The following is a 20,168-nucleotide window of genomic DNA, read 5'->3' as shown; positions in this document are numbered from 1 at the left end:
CATCCTCGGGAACTGTTGGGAACAGGGGGAACATCTGATGACAATCAAGAAGAGCGGCGCGAAAACTCGCAGCTTATTGTTCGCAGCAACAATATTGGGGGGTCTGGGCTGGGGTGCTACGGCTTTTGCGCAGTCAGCCGCGGCGTCGGATCAAGACCAGCAGGCGACGTCGCTTGAAGAAGTGGTGGTCACGGCGCGCAAACGTGAAGAGCGCCTCCAGGATGTTCCGCTCGCGATCACGTCGTTCAGTTCCGAGGCGCTGGAAGACGCCGGTGTTCAGACCCTGCGCGATCTGTCGTATCTGACGCCGGGTCTCACCATCAACAGCGGTGGCTCCGAGTTTGGCGTCTCGCCCGTGATCCGCGGGCTGACCAACCTGAACGGCGGCGCCGGTGACGCCAACGTGTCCGTCTTCCTTGACGGCGTCTATTTGCAAAACGCGTCGGCCACCAACCTGGCGCTGATCGATATCGCGCGGATCGAGGTCATCAAGGGCCCCGTCAGCGCGCTCTATGGCCGCAACGCCTTTGCCGGCGCGATCAACTATGTGAGCGCGATCCCGAACGAGGAATTCAGGGCACGGGCCGAAGGCACGCTCGGCAACGATGGTATGCAGACTCTGGTCGGCTCGATCAGCGGTCCGGTCGTTCCGGGCATTCTCGCCGCGCGTCTCGCCGCCGGGTACGACACCTTCGACGGGAGCTACACGGACAATATCACGGGCCAAACCGCCGGCGGATTCGAGAAGAAGGACATTCAAGGGGTCGTATCCTTCACGCCGACCGAGCGTCTGAGCATCACGGCCGCGGCCTATTACGGCGACGACTTCTTTGCCCAATCCGCCCTAGGTTACAATGTCGGCAACTGCGGTGCGCGCACCGCCGCCACGGCCATCGTGCCGAACGTCTTTACCCAGTACTGCGGTCGACTGGAGCCGGATGCGCAACCCGTCGAAGTGCCGGCCCTGGCCAGCAGCGCCGGCGTCTCCGGCAACCAGCGCGAAGTCCTGAACACCAGCGTTCACGTCGACTACGATTTCGGCTTCGGCAATCTCTCCTACATCTACGGCTACAACGACATCACCCAGCAACGCCTGAACGATTTCCTCGGCCTGCGTGACGGGATCCGTTTCGAGCTGACGCCTCTCGCGCCCGGCAACCCGGCTCAGTTCGTCAATCTGCAAGAGACGTTCGGTTCTGACGGCAACAACCAGGACAGCAGCCACGAACTGCGGTTCGCGTCCAATCAGGATCAGCCCTTCCGTTGGGCGGTCGGCGGCTTCTACTTCGACTCCGAGGTCACCAACACGACCATCATCGGCGTGGATGGACGCAACATTCCCGCCGGACGGACCCTGCTGTCCGCGACGGGACGGCAATATCTGACGGCAGACGGTCGTTTCGCGCCGGGCTCGTACACGGAAAACTTCATCACCGAGACGCAGAAGTCCGCCTTCGTGGGCCTGGATTACGACGTCACGTCGCAGCTGACCGTGTCGGGTGAAGCGCGCTACACCGAGCAGGAGAAATCGCTTCTGATCGTCCGGAGCACATCCTGTCCCGCGACAGCCACGGGAGCTGCGACGGCGACCTGTGCGGCGGCCTCGGGGCCGAACGTCCAGCCGATCTATCCCTTCGGCGGTCCGGGCAGCACGACCGGCAATCCCTCGGGCTCGTTCGAGTTCTCGAACTTCCGCCTGACCGCCAAATACCAGTTCACGCCCGGCATCATGGGCTACGCCAGCGTGGCCGACGGCACCAAGGGCGGCGGGTTCAACGGCCGGGCGACGGTTCCGGACGACCTGTCGTTCGATCCCGAAACCAACGACACCTTCGAGGTGGGCCTGAAGACCTCCCTGTTCGAGAACCGGCTGCAACTGAACGCGGCGATCTTCCATATCGAAACCCAGGGCATCCAGATCTCGGGACCATCGGCCAACACGGTCACCCCCGGGCTGGTCACCAAGAACTTCGGCAGCACGACCAGCAACGGCTTCGAATTCGAAGCGGTCGCTTTGCCGCTGGAGGGCGTTCGTCTGAACCTGGGCATCGGCTACTCGGATCCGAAGTTCAACGACGACGCCTTCGACTTCGGCACTGGACCCTGTGCCCTCATCCCGACCTGCGCACCGCGGCTTACCACCATCCAGGCGCCGGCCGGCCCCCGCGCCGCGATATCGCTGGACGGGCTGCAGGTTCCCCGGACCAGCAAGCTGCAGGTCAGCACCGGCGTGTCACTGAACGGCTCGCTCTCGGGCGGGTGGGACTGGTTCGCTCGCAGCGAGTTCCGCTACGAGTCGAAGCAGTACTCTTTGCCGAACAACTACAATTATTTCGGCCCGCGTTATCAGATCAACGCACGCGCGGGTGTCGAGTACGGCAACTACACGCTGACGGCTTTCGTCGACAACCTGACGGATGACCATACGCCGGAGACCGCGTCGTATAACTCGCGACTGAACGACTTCAACGCGAACTACACCCTGTATCTGCCGCAGGGCCGGACCTTCGGGCTGAAACTCGGCTACGTCTACTGATACGCTTCCGTTGACCATCGTACGGCTTGCGGGCGTCCCCCACGGGGCGCCCGCAACGCCTTGACCAGGACGCCGCCTTGCTGAAGCCGAGACATCCCGCAGCGATCCCGATCGAGCGTGGATTCATCCGGCTGGCCCACGGCGACGTTCACTATCGTGCGGCCGGAAGCGGGCCGCTGGTCCTGGCACTGCACGAGTCGCCCCGGTCGTCGCTGTCGATGCTGCCGGTGATCGAGGCTCTGGCCGGGAGCTATCGCGTGATCGCGCCCGACACGCCCGGCTATGGCCTGTCCGATCCGCTGCCGGAGGATGCGCCGAGCCTGGATGACTTTCTGGATGTCATCGCGGGCCTGCTGGACGCTCTCGGGGTCGATCGGGTCGCGCTTTACGGAGCCCACACGGGTGCGGCCCTGGCCACGGCCTTCGCCCTGCGCGAGCCCGACCGGGTGACGGCGCTGGTGCTCGACGGGCTGTCGGCCTTTACCGGGGACGAGGTCGCGTCGTTCCAGCGCGACTATCTGGCGCCCTATGAGCCGCATTGGGACGGTCGCCATGTGATGGGGCTGTGGTCGCGGTGCCGGGACCTGTTCACCTGGTTTCCGTGGCATGAGCGGACGCAGGCGCGGCGTCTGGCTAGCGACCCCGGCGACGTCGCACCGGTCCAGCGCAGCGCGATCGGGTTCCTGCAGGCCGGGGCCCACTACACCAAGGCCTATATCCGCGCCGCGTCGTTTCAACCGAATGACGTCATCGCGAACCTGACGGTGCCGACCCGGGTGATCGCCCGGTCGGGAGACTTGATCGCCGACCATCTTGAGCGGCTGACGCCCGGTCCGCAGTGGGAGATCGCGGCTTTGGGCGAGGGGCTGGGCGAGTGGCAGGCGGCCCTGCTGACCGGTTTCGATCGTGGCGATCGGCCCGACGCGGTGTCTCTCCGTTCCGAGGCCACGGAGGGCGCGTCGTTGGTTGCGGTCGGCGAGGGCTGGCTGCATGCTCGCCTGGCGGGCCCGGTTGATGGACCGCTCCGGCTGCTGGTCCCTGGACTGCCAGGTGATCCCGAAGCCCTGATCGCTGCCGAGACCTTGGCCCATCCGGACGCGCGCCTGATCCTGCTGAGCCCGCCGGGCTGCGGCGGGTCCGATCCGCTGACGGGGCGGGATGCCGATCTTGCGGCGGTGATCGACGTCTTGGCCGAGGCTCTGTCGCGGCTGGGGCTGATCCCGGACAGTGCGGCGGGGGAGGGGGCAGGGGCGGTCATTGCGGACCTGTTGCTCCAACGGCTAGGCCTGTCGATCAAGGCTGAGCGGATCGATCCGCCCGCCTGGCTGAGCGGTACGGGGACCTTACCGGATGCGCCGCTGCTGACGCCGATGGCGGCCGCCTGGGATGGATCGCACCTGACGTCGGCCTGGTTCCAGCTCAGGGATCTGGCGCTGTACGACGTTCCGCCCGGTGCCGGGGTCGTCACCCGTCGCGCGGCCTCGGAGACGCCGGATGTGGCCCGGCTGGACCGGCTGTTCCGGGCCTATGTCCAGGGCCCCGATTGCGCGACGATCCTGGCTCAGGTGGTCGAGCATGTCCGGGCCGAGGGCTCCGACTGATGCCCGGCCTGACCCTGTACGAAAAACTGTGGGACGCGCACACGGTCGAGGATTACGGCGACGGCGTCAGCCTGCTCTACATCGACCGATCCCTGATCCACGAGGTGTCCAGCCCCCAGGCCTTCGCGGGCCTGCGCGCCACCGGCCGGCCCGTGCGTAGGCCCGAGACCCATCTCGCGGTCGCCGACCATGCCGTGCCGACGCGCCATCGCGACCGACCGATCACCGACCCGCAGGCGCGGGATCAGGTCGCGCTGCTGGCGGCGAACGCGGCCGAGTACGGCATTCGCCACCTGGGTCTGAACCATCGCGACCAGGGCATCGTCCATGTGATCGGTCCGGAACTCGGCTTTACCCTGCCGGGTCTGACCCTGGTTTGCGGCGACAGCCACACCTCGACGCACGGAGCCTTTGGAGCTTTGGCCTTCGGCATCGGGGCCAGCGAGATCGAATGCGTTCTGGCGACCCAGTGCCTGCGGCAGACGCGGGCGAAGACGATGCGGGTGCAGATCGACGGGGCGCTCGGTCGGGGCGTCACCGCCAAGGATCTGGCCCTGTTCGTCATCGCCGCCCTGGGGGCCAAGGGCGGGGTTGGCCACGCGATCGAATATGTCGGCACGGCGGTCTCGGCCCTGTCGATGGAGGGTCGGATGACCCTGTGCAACATGTCGATCGAGGCCGGGGCGCGGATAGGCCTGATCGCACCGGACGAGACGACCTTCGCCTATGTCGCGGGCCGACCGATGGCCCCGACGGGCGACACTTGGGACACGGCGATGGCGTCGTGGCGGCTGCTGTCCAGCGATGACGATGCGGTGTTCGACCGGACGCTGACGATCGACGCCGCCGAGGTGGCCCCTCGGGTCACCTGGGGCACCAGCCCGGATCAGTCCGCGCCGGTGACCGAGGCCACGCCCGACCTCGCCGACGCCGGATCGGAGGCCGACCGCGCCAAGATCGAGGGGGCGCTTCGCTACATGGGCCTGGAACCGGGGCAGAGGCTGGCCGGCCTGCCGATCGACAATGTCTTCATCGGCTCGTGCACCAACGGCCGGATCGAGGATTTGCGGGCCGCCGCCGAGGTCGCGCGTCATGGCCATGTGGCGGCGACGACGACCGCCATCGTCGTGCCGGGTTCGGGGGCGGTGAAACGTCAGGCCGAGGCCGAGGGGCTGGACCGCGTCTTCCTGGACGCCGGGTTCGAATGGCGTGAGCCGGGGTGTTCGCTGTGCGTCGCCATGAACGACGACCGACTGGATCCGGGCAAGCGTTGCGCCTCGACCTCCAACCGCAATTTCGAGGGGCGTCAGGGGATCGGGGCCCGGACCCATCTGATGAGCCCGGCCATGGCCGCCGCCGCCGCGCTGGCCGGGCGGATCGTCGATGTTCGTGAGCTGGGCTGATGGAGCGGTTCGAGCGCCTGACCGGGATCGCCGCCGCCCTGCCGGCCGCGAACATCGACACCGACATCATCTTTCCGGCGCGGTTCCTGCTGATCACCGAGAAGAAGGGGTTGGGGGCTTATGCCTTCTACGAATGGCGCACCCTCGCGGGGGGTGAGCCTGACCCGGCGTTCGTGCTGAACCAGTGTCGTTTCCGGGATGCCTCGATCTTGGTCACCGGCGATAATTTCGGCTGCGGGTCCAGCCGGGAGCAGGCCTGCTGGGCGCTGCGGGACGCCGGTATCCGCGTCGTGATCGCCACCAGCTTCGGCGAAATCTTCCACGCCAACTGTTTCAAGAACGGCATGCTGCCGGTCACCGTTTCGACAGCCGATCTGGCTCTGCTGATGGTCGATGCGAAGGCCGGTCTCAGCTTCACCGTCGATCTGTCCGCAGGCGTGCTGACCAGCCCCAACGGCCCGCCGATCCGGTTCGAGACCGAAGGCTGGCGGCGCGAGGCGCTGCTGAACGGCTGGGACGAGATCGACATCATCAACAACAGCAGCGCCGCTGCGATCGATGCCTATGAGGGGCGGGGCCGCGCGGCCACGCCCTGGCTTTACCAAGGAGACTGACATGGCCAACCCCATCATCAAGCAGAAGCTAAAGGCCAGGGAGTTCTTCGTCGCGCCGGGCCTGCAGGACATGATCTCGACCGCCGTCGCCAACCAGGTCGGGTTCGATGTCGTCTATGGCTCGGGCTACTGGCTGACGGCGTCGTCGCTGGGCCTGCCGGACGCCGGCATCGCCACCTACACCCAGATGGTGGACCGGATGTCGACCCTGGTGCGGACCTCCAACGCCGCCGTCATCGCCGACGGGGACACCGGCTATGGCGGCCTGTTGAACGTGCACCACACGGTCAAGGGATACGAGGCGGCGGGCGTCTCGGTGATCCAGCTCGAAGACCAGGAGTTCCCCAAGAAGTGCGGTCACACCCCCTACAAGCGGCTGATCCCGATCGAGGACATGGTCGAGAAGATCAAGGTCGCGGTCGAGGCGCGGGATGAGATGCTGATCATCGCCCGCACCGACGCGCGCCAGAGCGAGGGGCTGGACGGATCGCTGCGGCGGCTGGAGGCCTATGCCGAGGCGGGGGCCGACATCCTGTTCCCGGAGGCGCTGACCTCGGAAGAGGAGATGCGGACCGCCTGCGCCGCCTTCGACAAGCCGATGATGGCGAACATGGCGGACGGGGGCCTGACGCCGATCCTGTCGGCCAAGGTGCTGGAGGACATCGGCTATGCCTTCGCCATCTATCCGTCGATGACCAGTCTGGTTGCTGCGGCGGCGATGCGTCAGGGGCTGCAGTCGCTGAAGGCCACGGGCGAATACGATCCGGACAGCCTGTTCGACTTCAAGGAATTCTGCGGCCTGATCGGGTTCGAGGACGTCTGGGCGTTCGAGAAACGGTGGGCGAAGTAGAGCTTAGCCGCCAAGGAACTCGGCGCGGATCGTCTCGGTGTGCTGGCCCACGGCGGGCACGGCACCGGGGCGGAAGGGGCGGTCGGGGCTGATCACCGGCGGGGCGACGATCTCGACCGAGCCGCCGGGCGTGGCGACCGAGGCGCGGCGCAGGTGGGGGTGGTCGGCCAGTTCAAGCACCGAGTTTACCGCCCCGAAGGCGATCTTCGCTTGGTCGAGAATCTGGATCAGGGCGGCGCGAGGATGCCGGACGAAGGCCTCCACCACGATGGCGTCGAGCGCAGGCCGGTTGGCGACGCGGGCCGAGTTGTCGATGAAGCGCGGGTCGGCGGCGAGGGCCGGCTGGTCGAGCACGTCGGCGCAGAAGCCAGCCCATTCCCGCTCGTTCTGGATCGAGACCAGCAATTCGAACCCGTCGGCGCAGGCATAGGCACCGTAGGGGGCGATGGAGACGTGGTGCAGGCCCAGCCGGTCGGGATTGCGGCCGGAGGCCTCGGCCTGGAGCAGGGGGACGGTCATCCAGTCGGCGACGGCGTCGAACAAGGAGACCTTCAGGCTCTGGCCGAGACCGGTCCGGCCGCGCGCGATCAGGGCTTCGAGGATGCCCTGGCAGGCCGACATGCCGGTGGCGATGTCGCAGACCGAGACCCCGACCCGGCCCGCGCCCTCCGGCGTTCCGGTGATGGAGACGAGCCCGGTCTCGGCCTGCAGCAGCAGGTCGTAGCCCTTGCGCTCGGCATAGGGGCCGTCGGCGCCGTAGCTGGAGATGTCGCAGGTGATCATCTCGGGCCGGGTGGCGCGCAGGGTCTCGGCGGACAGGCCCAGCCGGTCGACGGCGCCGGGCGCGAGGTTCTGGACGAAGACGTCGGCGCGGGCCAGCAGGGCGTCGAGCAGGGCGCGATCAGCGGGCGATTTCACGTCGAGGACGAGCGATTCCTTGCCCCGGTTCAGCCAGGCGAAATAGGACGAGGTGCCCTCCGCCGCCCGGTCGTAGCCGCGCGCGAAATCGCCCTCGGCCCGCTCGATCTTGATGACCCGGGCACCGGCGTCGGCGAGGCGCGAGGTGCAGTAGGGTGCGGCGACCGCCTGTTCCAGGGCGACGACCAGGACGCCCTCCAGCGGACCCGGCACGGCTCAGTAGGACCGGGGCAGGCCGAGGACGTGCTCGGCGATATAGGACAGGATCAGGTTCGTGGAGATGGGGGCGACCTGATACAGGCGCGTCTCGCGGAACTTGCGTTCGACGTCGTATTCCTCGGCGAAACCATAGCCGCCGTGGGTCTGGACGCAGGTGTCGCCGGCGGCCCAGGAGGCCTCGGACGCCAGCAGTTTGGCGGTGTTGGCTTCCTCGGCACAGGGCTTCTTGGCGTCGTACAGGGCGGCGGCCTGATAGGTCATCAGCTTGGCGGCGCGGGCCTGGGCGTGGGCGCGGGCGATGGGGAAGGAGACGCCCTGGTTCTGGCCGATCGGACGGCCGAAGACCTTGCGCTCGTTGGCATAGGCGACCGAGCGTTCGGTGAACCAGCGGGCGTCGCCGACGCACTCCGCCGCGATCAGGATGCGCTCGGCGTTCATGCCGTCCAGGATGTAGCGGAAGCCCTTGCCCTCTTCGCCGATCAGGGCGTCGGCGGGGATTTCCAGATTGTCGAAAAAGGTCTCGGTGGTGGCGTGGTTGAACATGGTGCGGATCGGTTTAATGGTCAGGCCGTTGCCGACCGCCTCGCGCATGTCGACGATGAAGACCGACAGGCCCTCGGTCTTTTTCGTCACATGATCCTTGGGCGTGGTGCGGGCCAGCAGGATCATCAGGTCGGAGTGTTCGGCCCGGCTGGTCCAGACCTTCTGGCCGTTGATGACGTAGCGGTCGCCGACGCGGGTCGCGGTGGTCGCGATGCTGGTCGTGTCGGTGCCGGCGGTGGGTTCGGTGACGCCGAAGGCCTGAAGCCGCAGTTCGCCGCTGGCGATCCGGGGCAGCCACTGCGCCTTCTGCTCGGGCGAGCCGTGCCGGAGCAGGGTGCCCATGGTGTACATCTGGGCGTGCAGGGCGGCGGCGTTGGCCCCGCAGGCGTGGACCTCCTCCAGGATGGTCGCGGCGACCGAGATGCCCAGGCCGCTGCCGCCGTACTCCTCGGGGACCAGGACGCCCAGATGGCCAGCCTCGGTCATCGCGGCGACGAAGTCAGTGGGATAGGCGCGCTCGCGGTCCAGCGTGCGCCAGTATTCACCGGGGAAGCCCGCGCACAGGGCGCGGACGGCCCCGCGCAACTGTTCCAGTTCGTCTTCGCCGAGACTGGCCGCGTTCGTCATGGTTGTTCCATCCAGAGGCATGGGGATGCCTAACCCCGCCGTCCGGGGTGGCATAGACCCGGCGGTGCGGCCGCCTATGCCGATTTCTCATAGGCCTGACGGTTCATGCGGTTGCGGGCGAGGCCGCGCGGGCACAGGCTGCATCCGACAACGCGTGAAGGGGATGGCTTGAGCGATCATCGGCAGGAGTACGAGGCGCGGCTGATGAGCGCCGACGCGGCCGTGGCCCTGATTCCGTCGGGGGCCCGGGTCGCCATGGGGCTGGGCATCGCCCAGCCGCCCGCCGTGCTGAAGGCGCTGGCCGGTCGAGCCGAGGCGGGCGGGATCGCGCATGTGAACCTCTACTATCTGCTGTCCACCGCGATCGCGGGTGAGACGGTGCTGCGGTATGAGCTCACCGATCGCATCCGCCCCTACAGCCTGTTCCACGGACCGATCGAGCGGGCGCTGGAGTTGCGGGGCGAGGCGGAGGGACGGCGCGGGGTCTGGTTCGTGCCGACCGGCTTTCAGCAGGCGCCGCGCGTGCTGTGCGACGAGATCGGCGTCGACACCCTGATCACCACCGTCTCGCCGATGGACGCGGACGGGTTCTTCAGCTTCGGCACCAATATCGACTATGCCCAGCCGCTGTCGAAGGTGGCCAAGCGGGTGATCCTGGAGGTCAATCCCAACATGCCGCGCGTGTTTGGCGACAGCACCGTCCATGTCTCGACCGTCACTGCCGTCGTTGAGCATACCGCCCCGCTGCTGGGGGCCGGCAAGGCCCCGGCGACGCCGCAGGACGAGGCGATCGGGGCGATCATCGCCGGTCTGGTCGAGGAGGGCGCGACCCTGCAGATGGGGATCGGGGCCCTGCCCAATGCCGTCTGCGCCGCGCTGAAGCATCACCGGCATCTGGGCATCCACACCGAGATGCTGACGCCGGGGCTGGTCCAGTTGATGCGGGACGGCGTGGTCGATAACAGCCGGAAGACGCTGCATCTCGGCAAGACGGTGTTCTCATTCTCGATGGGCGACCGGGCGCTGTACGAATTCCTGCACGAGAACCCGGACATCGAGGGCCACCCGGTCAGCTATGTGAACGATGTCAGCGTCATCGCCGCCAATGCGAAGATGATATCGGTCAATGCGACGCTGCAGGTCGATCTTAACGGCGCCTGCTGCTCCGAACACTTGGGCGGCCGCCAGTTCACGGCCTCGGGCGGACAGCTGGATTTCGTACGCGGCGCCTATGGCTCGGCCGGCGGGCGGTCGATCATCGCCTGCCATTCGACGGCGGCCAAGGGGACGGTGTCGCGGATCGTGCCACGCCTCGACGGGCCGGTGACGACGCCGCGCAACGACACCCATATCGTGGTCACCGAGTTCGGCTGGGTCGACCTGAAGGGTCAGAGCATCGACGCACGGGCGAGGGCGCTGATCGGTCTGGCGCATCCGGATTTCCGAGACGCGCTGACGGCGGCGGCGCGTCGAGACGGGCTGATCTAGCCATGGATGATCCGACACGCCTGACCGCGACCGACGCTCTTGCGCGCATCGAGACCGGGTCGTTGACTGCAAGCGCCCTGACCGCCGCCTGTCTGGACCGGATCGCGGTGCGGGAGCCGGAGGTTCACGCCTGGGCCCATATCGCCGACGGGACGGGGCGGCGGGCTGCGGAGGTACTGGACGTCGGCCTGACACGCCGCCCGCTGCACGGCCTGCCGATCGGGATCAAGGATGTGATCCAGACGCGGGACATGCCGACGCGGCACAACTCGGCGCTCTATGACGAGCCCGATCCGACGCCGGACGCGCCGTGCGTAGCGCTGTTGCGAGCGGCCGGGGCGGTGATCCTGGGCAAGACCGCGACGGTGGAGTTCGCGGCGACCGGACGGCCGGCGCCGACGCGCAATCCGGCGGACCTGCGCTGCACGCCGGGCGGATCGTCCAGCGGGTCGGCGGCGGCGGTGGCGGACTTTCATGTGCCGCTGGCGCTGGGAACGCAGACGGGCGGATCGATCATCCGGCCTGCGGCTTATTGCGGGATCTACGGGGTCAAACCGACCTGGGGACTGGTCAGCCGCGAGGGGGCCAAGACATTCGCAACCAGCCTGGACACGATCGGCTGGTTCGCGCGGTCGGCGCAGGATCTTGGGCTGTTGTACGACGTGCTGGACTCCGAACCGGGGGGAGAGGTCGGCGTGCTCTCGCCGGGCGCGGCGCGGATCGCGGTGTCCCGGACGGCCGTCTGGAATCAGGCCGAGCCGGCGACGCGCGAGGCGCTGGAAGAGGCGATCCGGCGGCTGAAGGCGGCGGGCGCGGAGGTCGTCGAGCTGACGCTGCCCGCGATGTTTGACGACGCGATCGCCGTGCAGGCCACTGTCATGAAGGGCGAAGCGCGGGCATCATTCCTCGCCGAATATCGGCTGCATGGCGAGACGCTGCATCCCAATCTGGTCGGCTATGTCGAGAACGCCGACGGAATCAGCCGGGTCGATCTGCGTGACGCCTACGACCGGACGGCGGCGATGCGCATGGCCTTCGACGAGATCGCCGCCCCATTCGATGCGGTGCTGACGCCGAGCGTGACGGGCGAGGCGCCGGAGGGGCTGGCCTCGACGGGTTCCTATGTCTTCAACGCCCTGTGGTCGCTGATCCATACGCCGTGCGTGAACGTGCCGGGGCTGACGGGACCCAACGGGCGGCCGGTGGGGCTGACCGTCGCCGGGCCGCGTTTCGCCGACCGCCGCGTGCTGGCGGCGGCCGCGATGCTCGGCGGGCTTATCGGAGCAGAAACTCGGTGACGGCCGCGGCCGCCGCCTCGGGCTGTTCGATCACAAGGTAGTGGCCGCAGTCCGGCAGGACGATCAGCTCGGCGCCCGGCAGGGTTTCGGCGATGCGGGACAGGCCATAGCCGCTGTCGGCGGTGTGGAAGGGCGTCATCGCGTCCTCGGCGCCGGCCAGCAGCAGGGTCGGGGTCTTGACCCGATCGACATAGGGGCTGAGGTCGGTGCGCTCGATCGTCTCGGTGCCGGCGATCATCGCCTCCGGCGTGTTCTTCGAGAAGGCGGCGCGCATGGAGGCCAACTGGGCGGGGGCTTCGGGGCGGTCGTAGAAGCTGCGGGCGAAACCGGCGACGGAGGTCAGGTCGGCGACCGCCTCCATGCCGCTGTCGCGCGCCGCCCGTTTCCAGGTCGCCCGCATCTCGCGCGCCGCATTGTCGTAGCGGGCGAGGAAACAGCTAAGCGCCAGCCGGTCGATGACCTCGGGGTGGGTGGCGGCGAGCGTCAGTCCGATCATGGCGCCGAACGACGTGCCGTGCAGGTGCATCCGGCCGAAGCCCGAGGCCTCGATGAAGCCGAACACCTGATCGGCGATCCCCTCCATGCTGGACTGGGGCAGGCCCTTGCTCTCGCCATAGCCGGGCAGGTCGACGTCGATGACGGTAAAGTTTTCCGCCATCAGCGGCGTCATCTTCTCGAAATTTCGGTGCCCGAAGGCCGAGCCGTGGATGTGCAGCAACAGCGGCCCGGACCCGGTCGATTTGTACCAGATGGTTTCGCCGGTCGGCAGGTCGACGAGGGGCATGGGGCGCTCCGGTTCAGTCCAGGGTGGCCAAGGTCATCAGGGTCGAGACGTCCGGCGCGGTCTCCAGAGACCAGGCGGCCTCCAGCAGGGCGTCGATCCGGGCCGGGGACATCACGCCGTCGGCGGACTGGCGGAAGACGGCCGACAGCTCGTGGTCCGTCATCGGATTGCCGGGCGTGCCGCGGAAGGCGGGGATGAAGATTCGGTCGGTCGAGCCGTCGGTATAGACGATCTCCAGACCCGCGCCGTTGAACGTCTCTTGCGCCGCGTCGCCGATCAGGTCGGTGCGAGCGCGAAGATCCAGGATGGCCGGGTCTGTGAAGGCCGTCTCGGTCATCTCGGCGAGGGTGAACCGGCCGCGCGTCCAGGCGGCGGCGGTGCAGTGACGCAGGTCGAACCTGGCCTCCAGATCGCTGGAGGGGGCGCCGAACCGCTCGGCCCGTTCGTCGGCGATCTTGACCACGATGGGGGCGACGGCGAACCGCATCCGCTCGGGTGTGCGGCCGTTCGAGCGGGCGCGCAGGGCCAGCACGCATTCGATCGGGCCGTGGGTGATGGTCTCAGTCGGGACGGTCTTGTAGCTCTGGTTCATGATGCGCCAGGCGTCGCCGAGGGTGTCCAAGACGCCGGCGATCTTGTCGGCAGGTTCGTCGGAATAGGAACTGAGCATCCCCTTGTCGCCCTCGAAGGCGGCGGCGGGGGCGTCGAGGCCGAGACCGGCCATATGCGACGCCGTCAGGCCGTTCCGGGCGGTCATCCCCATGATGTAGGGCAGGGCCATGCTGCCCGCCGACTGGTAGAAGCCGAGGCCGGAGTTCATCGCCAGACCCAGGGCGTTGCGGATCTGGACGTCGTCGTGACCGGCCAGCAGCGAACAGGCGACGGCTCCGCCGATGGCGCCGGTGATCCCGCCGGGAACGAAGCCCCGGAAATAGCCGGTCGGCATCAGGATGACGGCGCAGGCCAGCTCGACCTCGATGCCGATGGCGAGCGCGGCCAGCACCTCGGCGCCGCTGTTGCCGTCGGTCTCCGCCTCGGCCAGCACGGCGGGCAGGACGCCCGAGACCGCGTGGTGGAAGGTCGGGATATGGGTCTCGTTGAAGTCCAGCACCTCGAACAGGGCGGCATTGACCATACAGGCCTGTTCGGGCGCCAGCCGACCGCCGAACCACAGCACGGAGGCGTTACCGCCGGACCCGGTCTTCCTGGACCAGTCGTGAAGGATGCGGACGGCGTCGGACCCGGTGGCGCCGACGGAGGCCTTCAGCTGGTTGATCAGCAGGCGTTTGGCCTCGTGCAGGGCGGTGGCGGGCGGGCCGTCCGTCCACTGTTTCCGGGCGAAGGCTGTCAGGCGTTCGGAGACCGTCATGCTCACGTCGTCGGCCCGCCTTCGGCGACCGGCCCGTACATCCACTCCAGCAGATCGACCTCGGTCTGGTGGGTGGCGTTCAGGGAGCGGATAACGGCGACGGCGGGATAGCCGCGCAGGCCCGACAGGGTGGGGCGGCCGCCGTGGTTGAAGGTGTAGACGGCCGGGGCGGGGTAGGCGTGCAGCGTCGTGACCTCGGCCGCCAAAGCCGTGCCGACGTCGCCGGCCAGCAGGGTTTCGGCCACCGCCTCGTCGGCGACGACCAGATCGATCCAGGCGTGGTACTGCATCTCGACCGGGTGGGTCTTGACCGGATAGCCGGCCTTGCGTTCGGCCTCCATGTCGGGGACTTCGAACAGGTTCAGCCGGACGCGGATGACGCCGGGCGTCCTGGCCCAGTGTTCGGCGACGGCGGTGACGGCGTCACGGAAGGCGGTCTGTTCGCCGCGCTGGCGCAGGAAGACGGCAAAGGTGGGCGCGGCGGCTGGGCCCTGAGGCGCGGGATCACCACTGGTGTCGATCAGGGTGCGGCCCTTGTCGCCCAGGACCAGATAGGTGGTGCTCTTATCGACGATCATCTCGATATCGCCGAGGATGCGGGCACGGACCTCGGGCGGGGGCGACACGCCGAACGCGTCGAGCCCGGCCTGATCGGCATAGCGGACGTCGGACAGCCACATCAGCTGCTGGTCGGCCACGGCTTGATATTCGATGCCGGCGACGGGCGCGAACAGGTCGGTGCGGACGGGGTCGAGTGGGTAGTGGCGGTATTCGTAGATGCCGGCGCGGCGGGCGATCGACGGGCTGTGGGCGTCGCGCCAGTAGGGCCGCACCAGATCCAGCGACAGCTCAGGCCGTTTCCAGCCGCAGGTCACGCGACCGATCCCGGCGCGGTTCTCCGTCTTCACCCAGTCGCTCACGCCCGCCCCCGATTACAGAACCGACGGTCACGCTCGACGGCTGACCGCAGCTAAGCGAGACCGTGCAAGAGCGGGTATCGCGAAATAATCATAGGGATAGACCAGGGCGACACGCGGGGCGGCGCCACGACGCGGCGGGCATGGGACTGCGAGTTTATGTCATTCCAGACGGGCGGCGGGCCGGATAGCTTGGCCGGGTAGCTGGAGTTTGGTCATGACCCTTTCGCGTCTCGTCGTCGTGCTGGCCGGGTTGATGGTCATGGCGTTCGCGGTCCCCGGGATCGCGCGGGCGGACGCGCCGGAACGATGTCGCGCTCTGGCGGGCGACGGGTTCGCGGCGACGCTCGACGCCCCGACCTATGTGACCAAGGCGACCTATGTGGCGGCGACGGAAGTGCGGCCCGCCTATTGCGATATCGAGGGCTATGTCGCGCCCAACGTCGGGTTCGGGATGTGGCTGCCGGCCGATAACTGGAACGGCAAAGTCATCGCGCGCGGGTGCGGCGGCTTCTGCGGGATCGTGGCGACGGAGTTCGCCTGCAGCCGGCATCTGGTCGATGGCTATGCCTGTATCCAGACCGACATGGGCCATAAGTCGACGCTGGTCGACGGGGCCTGGGCCTACAACAATACGCAGGCCGAGATCGATTTCGGGTATCGGGCGACGCACGTCTCGACCTTGGCGGGCAAGGCGATCACTGAGGCCTTCTATGAGACCGGACCGCGCTATTCCTACTTCATGGGCTGCTCGACCGGCGGGCGTCAGGCGATGGTGGAGGCCCAGCGGTTTCCTGACGACTTCGACGGCATCGTCGCCGTTGCTCCGGTGATCAACGAGACCGGGGCGGGCATCCAGCTGCTGTGGTCGGTCATGGCCAATCGGGACGCGGCCGGGAACGAGATCCTGACCCAAGCCGTGATCCCGGCGCTGCACCGCGCGGCGGTCGAGGCCTGTGACATGACCGACGGGTTGAAGGACGGGCTCATTGGGGATCCGCGTCTGTGCCGGTTCGATCCGGCGGTGATCGCCTGCGAGGACGCGGCCGGGCCGGAGTGCCTGACCGCCGCTCAGGTCGAGGCGACGCGGAAGATCTACGACGGACCGCGCGATTCGAGCGGGCGGGCGCTGTATACCGGCGGCGCTCAGCCGGGGTCGGAACTGGCCTGGATCGGGGCCTATGTGGCCAAGGACGGGGTGCCCGCCAGCTATGGTCGGATGCAGACCGAGCTGTGGCGATACATGAGCTTCTCGCCCGATCCGGGGCCGAGCTGGACCGCCGACGATTTCGACTTCGACCGCGATCCGCAACGCACCGGGCTGATGGAGGCGATCTATTCTGGCTCCAACCCCGACCTGCGCGGCTTCCAGGCCTCGGGCGGCAAGCTGATCATCGCCCAGGGGTGGGCCGACCAGTCGGTCGTGCCGCTGAACGTCGTCGACTACTATGAGACCATGACCCGGACGATGGGCGGACCGGCCGCGACGACGGCCTTCGCCCGCCTGTTCATGATGCCGGGCGCGCTCCACTGCAACGGCGGAGAGGGGGCTTACGGCGTCGATTACTTGGAGGCGCTGGAGGCGTGGGTCGAGCGGGGCGAGGCTCCGGACCGGCTGACGGGCGTCAACCCGGTGAACGCCGCCGACGTGGACTGGATGGGCATGGATGTCGGTCAGTTCACGCCCGAGCAGATCCGCTTCAGCCGCCCGCATTTCGCCTATCCCAACCGGGCGGTCTATCGCGGGTGGGGTGATGTGAACGCTGCGGAGAGCTTCGTCTCTCGCGCGCCCTGAGGTCAGGCGGCGCCGGCGCGGAAGAGGAGTCTGCGGGCGGCGTCGATGACCGGCTTGTCGATCATCCTGCCGTCCAGCCGGAAGACGCCAGCCTGACCCTGAGCGGCGTCGATGACCCGGCGGGACCAGGCGACGGCCTTTGGCGTCGGGGTGAAGGCCGCGTTGATGGCGGCGATCTGGTTCGGATGGATCGCCAACTTGCCGTCGAGGCCGAGGGCGGCGGCGGCCTCGGCTGACCGGCTCAGGGCTTCGCTGTCGTCGAGATCGAGGGTCGGACCGTCGAGAAGCGCGACGCCCGCCTCCGTCGCGGCGAGCTTGAGGGACAGACGCAGGCTGTTCAGGGCGGTCTCGTCGAACCGGGCGCCCAGCTCGGCGGCGAGATCGACCGGGCCGAGTGCGAGGGCAGAGACGTCGGGTGCCTCAGCGATGGACCCCGCGTTGCGCAGGCCGCGCGCGGTTTCGATCAGGGCGATGATCGATGGCGCGTTGTGGCTGGACAGGGCGGACAGGGTGTCGGCGATCGTTTGCGGATGCTCGACCTTGGGCAGCATGAGGGTCGGCGGGGAGGCCAGTTCGCCGAGCGCGAGGAGGTCCTTCAGGCCGTCGCGTGAGCCCAGCGGATTGAGCCGGACGATCGTTCGTGCCCGAGCGGCGGCCGACGGATCCCGCAGAAAGGCGACGACCTCGGCGCGTGCCGCGTCCTTCCCCTCCGGCGCGACCGCATCCTCCAGATCGATGCAGATCGCATCGGCGTCGGAGGCGAGGGCCTTGGCGAACCGGTCGGGCCGGTCGCCCGGCACAAACAGGACGCTGCGCAGTTGGAGCGTAGATATCGTCATGGAACGGCGAACCCGGCCTGGACCGCCGGCCGCCCCAGGACCACGTCACGCCAGCGGCGGATCGCGGGGTAGGGGGCTAGGTCGATCTCGAACATCCTCGCCGTATTGACGATGGGGATGGCCAGAGCGTCGGCGTAGCTGAAATCGTCGCCGGCTAGATAGGTCGAGGCCGCCAGCCGCCCCTCCAGCGCCGCGAAGGCGATGTCGAGGTCGGCGAAGTATTTCTTGATCAGTCCGGCGTGGGCCTCGGCGTCGATGCGGCGGGCGAAGAAGATGCCGGCGAAGGGGGAGGCGAAGCCGGTGACGACGATCGCGCCCCATTCGGCCGCTTTGGCGCGACCCTCGGTGGTGCGGGGCAGGAAGCGGCCGGTCTTCTCGGCCAGATACTGGGCGATGGCCAGGCTCTCACACAGCATGACCGGCGCGCCGTCGGGGCCGTCGTGGTCGATGATGGCGGGGATCTTGCCGAAGGGGCTGGCGGCGACGAACTCGGGCGGACGCGGCGCGCCGGGCTCGAAACCGATCTTCACGACTTCATAGTCCAAGCCCATCTCCTCCAGCAGGATCGAGACGCGGTGGCCATTGCCGGTCGGACTGGTGAACAGGGTGATCATGCCGTCGAGCTTAGCGTTCGCTGATCGGCCCGTCAGCCGCCCCTGGCCTCCAGCGACCTTGAGAGAACCGCATGTCCCTGCGCCCTCGTGTCTGTGCCGACCGGTCGGTTGCGGGCTAGTCTGCGCCAGTACGCCACCGCTGACCGGAACGACGATGAGTGAATACGACGCCTGGCTGAACCAGCCGGTGGAAACGACCGCCCGGCTGGATCCGTGGCCCGCGCGGGCGTTGAGCGCGGTGCTGGGGCGGGCGGCGGGGCCGTCGCCGGGCGACGACGGGGATCTGCCATGCCTATGGCAATGGCTGTATTTTCTGGAGACACCGGATCACGAGAAGATCGGTCCCGACGGGCATCCGGTGCGGGGCGACTTCCTGCCGCCGATCCCGCATCCTCGACGGATGTTCGCGGGCGGGCGGACGACGGTGCATCGGCCGCTGCGTCTGGGCTTCGAGGCCAGCCTGACCCGCAGCGTGGTCGCCATCGAGGAGAAGCGTCCCGGGCCGGAGGGGATGTGGCTGGTGACCATTCGCTATCAGTTCCGGCAAAACGGCGCCGACTGTGTCACCGAGGAGCGCGACTACGTGTATCTGGCGGGGGTCGCCGCCCCGTGGCGCGACGCCGGCCCCGTATCTCCGCCCGAGGCTATCTGGCGCGCCGAAGTGACCCCCGATCCGGTCACGCTGATGCGGTTCTCGGCCCTGACCTTCAACGGACATCGCATCCACTACGACAAGGATTATGCGGTGACCGAGGAAGGCTATCCCGAGCGGGTCACCCACGGCCCGCTGACGGCGATCCTGCTGGCCGAGTTCGCGCGGCGTGAAAGCGGTCGGACGGTAGCGGATCTGAGCTTCCGTGCGCGCAGCCCGCTGTTCGTTAACGGGCTGATCCATCTGGGCGGGAACCCCAAAGGCGCCGGCGCCGAGCTGTCGGCCCATGACCATCAGGGGACGCTGGCCATGTCGGTGAAGGTCAGCTTCGGGGCCTGATCAGCCTGGAAACACCTGACTCTCAATCTCGGCGGCGAGCGCCTTCAGCTCTGGTGCGAAGCGGGTGGTCAGGGCGTCGTTCGACACGCCGCGCGCCATGAACATCATCACCAGCACCGCGCGGATGCGGCCGTTCTCACACAGGGGCACGCTGATCGAGCGTTCGGCGCCGGACTGGGGCTCGATGCAGAAACCGTCACGTCGCGCAGCCTCCAACCACCGGTCCAGCGTGCCTCGCTCATGGGCCAGGGCTTGGGCCGGGTCGTCCGACGCCTGAAGCATCCGGATCAGGGCCCCACGCTCGCCGTCTTCGAGACAGGCCATGTGCATGATGCCGGAACTGACGGCGGCCATGGCGATCTCCGAGCCGGCATGGCGCTTGTGCAGCCACAGCGAGGTCGAAGGATCTGTAGTGACGCGGACGCTCATGCGCTCGCCCTGGGGCACGGCGATGGCCAGAGGCCAACCGATTTCCTTCGTCTTGGCCAGCAGCAGGGGACCGGCGACCGTGGTCAGCTGATCCTCGGCCGAGAAGCCGCCCGCGAGCGCCAGGACGCGCGGGCCAAGGCTGAATCGCTTGCTGTCGGGATCGCGGACGATGAAGCTCTCGCTCTCCAGCGTCATCATGACCCGCTCGGCCGTGGTGCGCGGCAGGTCGAGACGGCGCGCGGCCTCGGACACGGTCAGCGAGCGGTAGCGGCTCAGCAGGATCAGCGCGCGCAGGCCGCGCTTCAGCGATTTGAGCTCCTGATCCTGATCCAC

The 20,168-nt window shown here is 68.0% G+C and carries 17 protein-coding genes; 9 read left to right on the top strand and 8 right to left on the bottom strand.

Features of this window, described 5'->3' with window-relative positions; all coding sequences use genetic code 11:
- The first annotated feature begins 37 nt into the window (after window positions 1–37).
- From ACQY68_RS12090 to ACQY68_RS12070, 5 genes are all read left to right on the top strand, one after another.
- Window positions 38–2,536, top strand: coding sequence for a TonB-dependent receptor (locus ACQY68_RS12090; RefSeq protein ID WP_428149675.1), 2,499 nt, complete (start codon window positions 38–40; stop codon window positions 2,534–2,536).
- Between the two features lie 77 nt (window positions 2,537–2,613).
- The gene (locus tag ACQY68_RS12085) at window positions 2,614–4,137 is read left to right on the top strand and encodes an alpha/beta fold hydrolase (RefSeq protein WP_428149674.1); all 1,524 of its coding nucleotides are present in this window, start codon (window positions 2,614–2,616) and stop codon (window positions 4,135–4,137) included.
- A complete protein-coding gene (gene leuC / locus ACQY68_RS12080; protein ID WP_428149673.1) occupies window positions 4,137–5,540 on the top strand; it encodes a 3-isopropylmalate dehydratase large subunit in 1,404 nt (467 codons plus the stop codon). Before ACQY68_RS12085 ends, leuC begins: the two co-directional genes overlap by 1 nt.
- Window positions 5,540–6,154, top strand: coding sequence for a 3-isopropylmalate dehydratase small subunit (gene leuD / locus ACQY68_RS12075; RefSeq protein WP_428149672.1), 615 nt, complete (start codon window positions 5,540–5,542; stop codon window positions 6,152–6,154). The genes leuC and leuD overlap by 1 nt, the downstream gene beginning before the upstream one ends.
- 1 nt (window position 6,155) lies before the next feature.
- A complete protein-coding gene (locus tag ACQY68_RS12070) occupies window positions 6,156–7,004 on the top strand; it encodes an isocitrate lyase/PEP mutase family protein (RefSeq protein WP_428149671.1) in 849 nt (282 codons plus the stop codon).
- Between the two features lie 3 nt (window positions 7,005–7,007).
- Here ACQY68_RS12070 and ACQY68_RS12065 read toward each other — a convergent pair whose 3' ends face one another.
- Window positions 7,008–8,135 (bottom strand): CaiB/BaiF CoA transferase family protein, encoded by a 1,128-nt coding sequence (locus ACQY68_RS12065; RefSeq protein ID WP_428149670.1) that lies wholly within the window; start codon window positions 8,133–8,135, stop codon window positions 7,008–7,010.
- 3 nt (window positions 8,136–8,138) lie between these two features.
- On the bottom strand, window positions 8,139–9,311 hold the full coding sequence (locus tag ACQY68_RS12060) for an acyl-CoA dehydrogenase family protein (protein ID WP_428149669.1): 1,173 nt from the start codon (window positions 9,309–9,311) through the stop codon (window positions 8,139–8,141).
- 168 nt (window positions 9,312–9,479) lie between these two features.
- Here ACQY68_RS12060 and ACQY68_RS12055 point away from each other — a divergent pair, with 168 nt between their 5' ends.
- Together ACQY68_RS12055 and ACQY68_RS12050 are read left to right on the top strand one after the other, a co-directional pair.
- Window positions 9,480–10,799 (top strand): acetyl-CoA hydrolase/transferase family protein, encoded by a 1,320-nt coding sequence (locus ACQY68_RS12055; RefSeq protein WP_428149668.1) that lies wholly within the window; start codon window positions 9,480–9,482, stop codon window positions 10,797–10,799.
- Between the two features lie 2 nt (window positions 10,800–10,801).
- Window positions 10,802–12,097: an amidase gene (locus ACQY68_RS12050; RefSeq protein WP_428149667.1), complete on the top strand. Its 1,296-nt coding sequence runs from the start codon at window positions 10,802–10,804 to the stop codon at window positions 12,095–12,097.
- Here the strand turns inward: ACQY68_RS12050 and ACQY68_RS12045 are convergent.
- The 3 genes from ACQY68_RS12045 to ACQY68_RS12035 are packed head-to-tail and all read right to left on the bottom strand — an operon-like array spanning window position 12,075 to window position 15,170.
- The gene (locus tag ACQY68_RS12045) at window positions 12,075–12,881 is read right to left on the bottom strand and encodes an alpha/beta fold hydrolase (protein ID WP_428149666.1); all 807 of its coding nucleotides are present in this window, start codon (window positions 12,879–12,881) and stop codon (window positions 12,075–12,077) included. The genes ACQY68_RS12050 and ACQY68_RS12045 overlap by 23 nt on opposite strands.
- Before the next feature lie 13 nt (window positions 12,882–12,894).
- Window positions 12,895–14,250, bottom strand: a complete 1,356-nt coding sequence (locus tag ACQY68_RS12040; RefSeq protein WP_428149665.1) for an MmgE/PrpD family protein — start codon at window positions 14,248–14,250, stop codon at window positions 12,895–12,897.
- A gap of 2 nt (window positions 14,251–14,252) precedes the next feature.
- Window positions 14,253–15,170: a hypothetical protein gene (locus tag ACQY68_RS12035; RefSeq protein ID WP_428149664.1), complete on the bottom strand. Its 918-nt coding sequence runs from the start codon at window positions 15,168–15,170 to the stop codon at window positions 14,253–14,255.
- 214 nt (window positions 15,171–15,384) lie between these two features.
- Between ACQY68_RS12035 and ACQY68_RS12030 the strand changes: the two genes are divergently transcribed.
- A complete protein-coding gene (locus ACQY68_RS12030) occupies window positions 15,385–16,962 on the top strand; it encodes a tannase/feruloyl esterase family alpha/beta hydrolase (RefSeq protein ID WP_428149663.1) in 1,578 nt (525 codons plus the stop codon).
- Between the two features lie 2 nt (window positions 16,963–16,964).
- Here the strand turns inward: ACQY68_RS12030 and ACQY68_RS12025 are convergent, their stop codons facing one another.
- Both ACQY68_RS12025 and ACQY68_RS12020 read right to left on the bottom strand, forming a co-directional pair.
- Window positions 16,965–17,801: an HpcH/HpaI aldolase/citrate lyase family protein gene (locus ACQY68_RS12025; RefSeq protein ID WP_428149662.1), complete on the bottom strand. Its 837-nt coding sequence runs from the start codon at window positions 17,799–17,801 to the stop codon at window positions 16,965–16,967.
- Entirely contained in the window at window positions 17,798–18,415 is a 618-nt protein-coding gene (locus ACQY68_RS12020) for a glutathione S-transferase family protein (protein ID WP_428149661.1), read from the bottom strand. The genes ACQY68_RS12025 and ACQY68_RS12020 overlap by 4 nt, the downstream gene beginning before the upstream one ends.
- 154 nt (window positions 18,416–18,569) lie before the next feature.
- On the opposite strand from ACQY68_RS12020, the gene ACQY68_RS12015 reads away from it, so the two are divergent.
- The gene (locus tag ACQY68_RS12015) at window positions 18,570–19,406 is read left to right on the top strand and encodes a hypothetical protein (RefSeq protein ID WP_428149660.1); all 837 of its coding nucleotides are present in this window, start codon (window positions 18,570–18,572) and stop codon (window positions 19,404–19,406) included.
- Here ACQY68_RS12015 and ACQY68_RS12010 read toward each other — a convergent pair whose 3' ends face one another.
- Entirely contained in the window at window positions 19,407–20,168 is a 762-nt protein-coding gene (locus ACQY68_RS12010; RefSeq protein WP_428149659.1) for a helix-turn-helix domain-containing protein, read from the bottom strand. It lies immediately after the preceding gene.

Origin of the sequence: Brevundimonas sp., assembly GCF_965278935.1 — a bacterium.
In the GTDB taxonomy this organism is placed as follows: Bacteria; Pseudomonadota; Alphaproteobacteria; order Caulobacterales; family Caulobacteraceae; genus Brevundimonas.
This window is presented reverse-complemented; position numbering and strand designations above follow the sequence as displayed.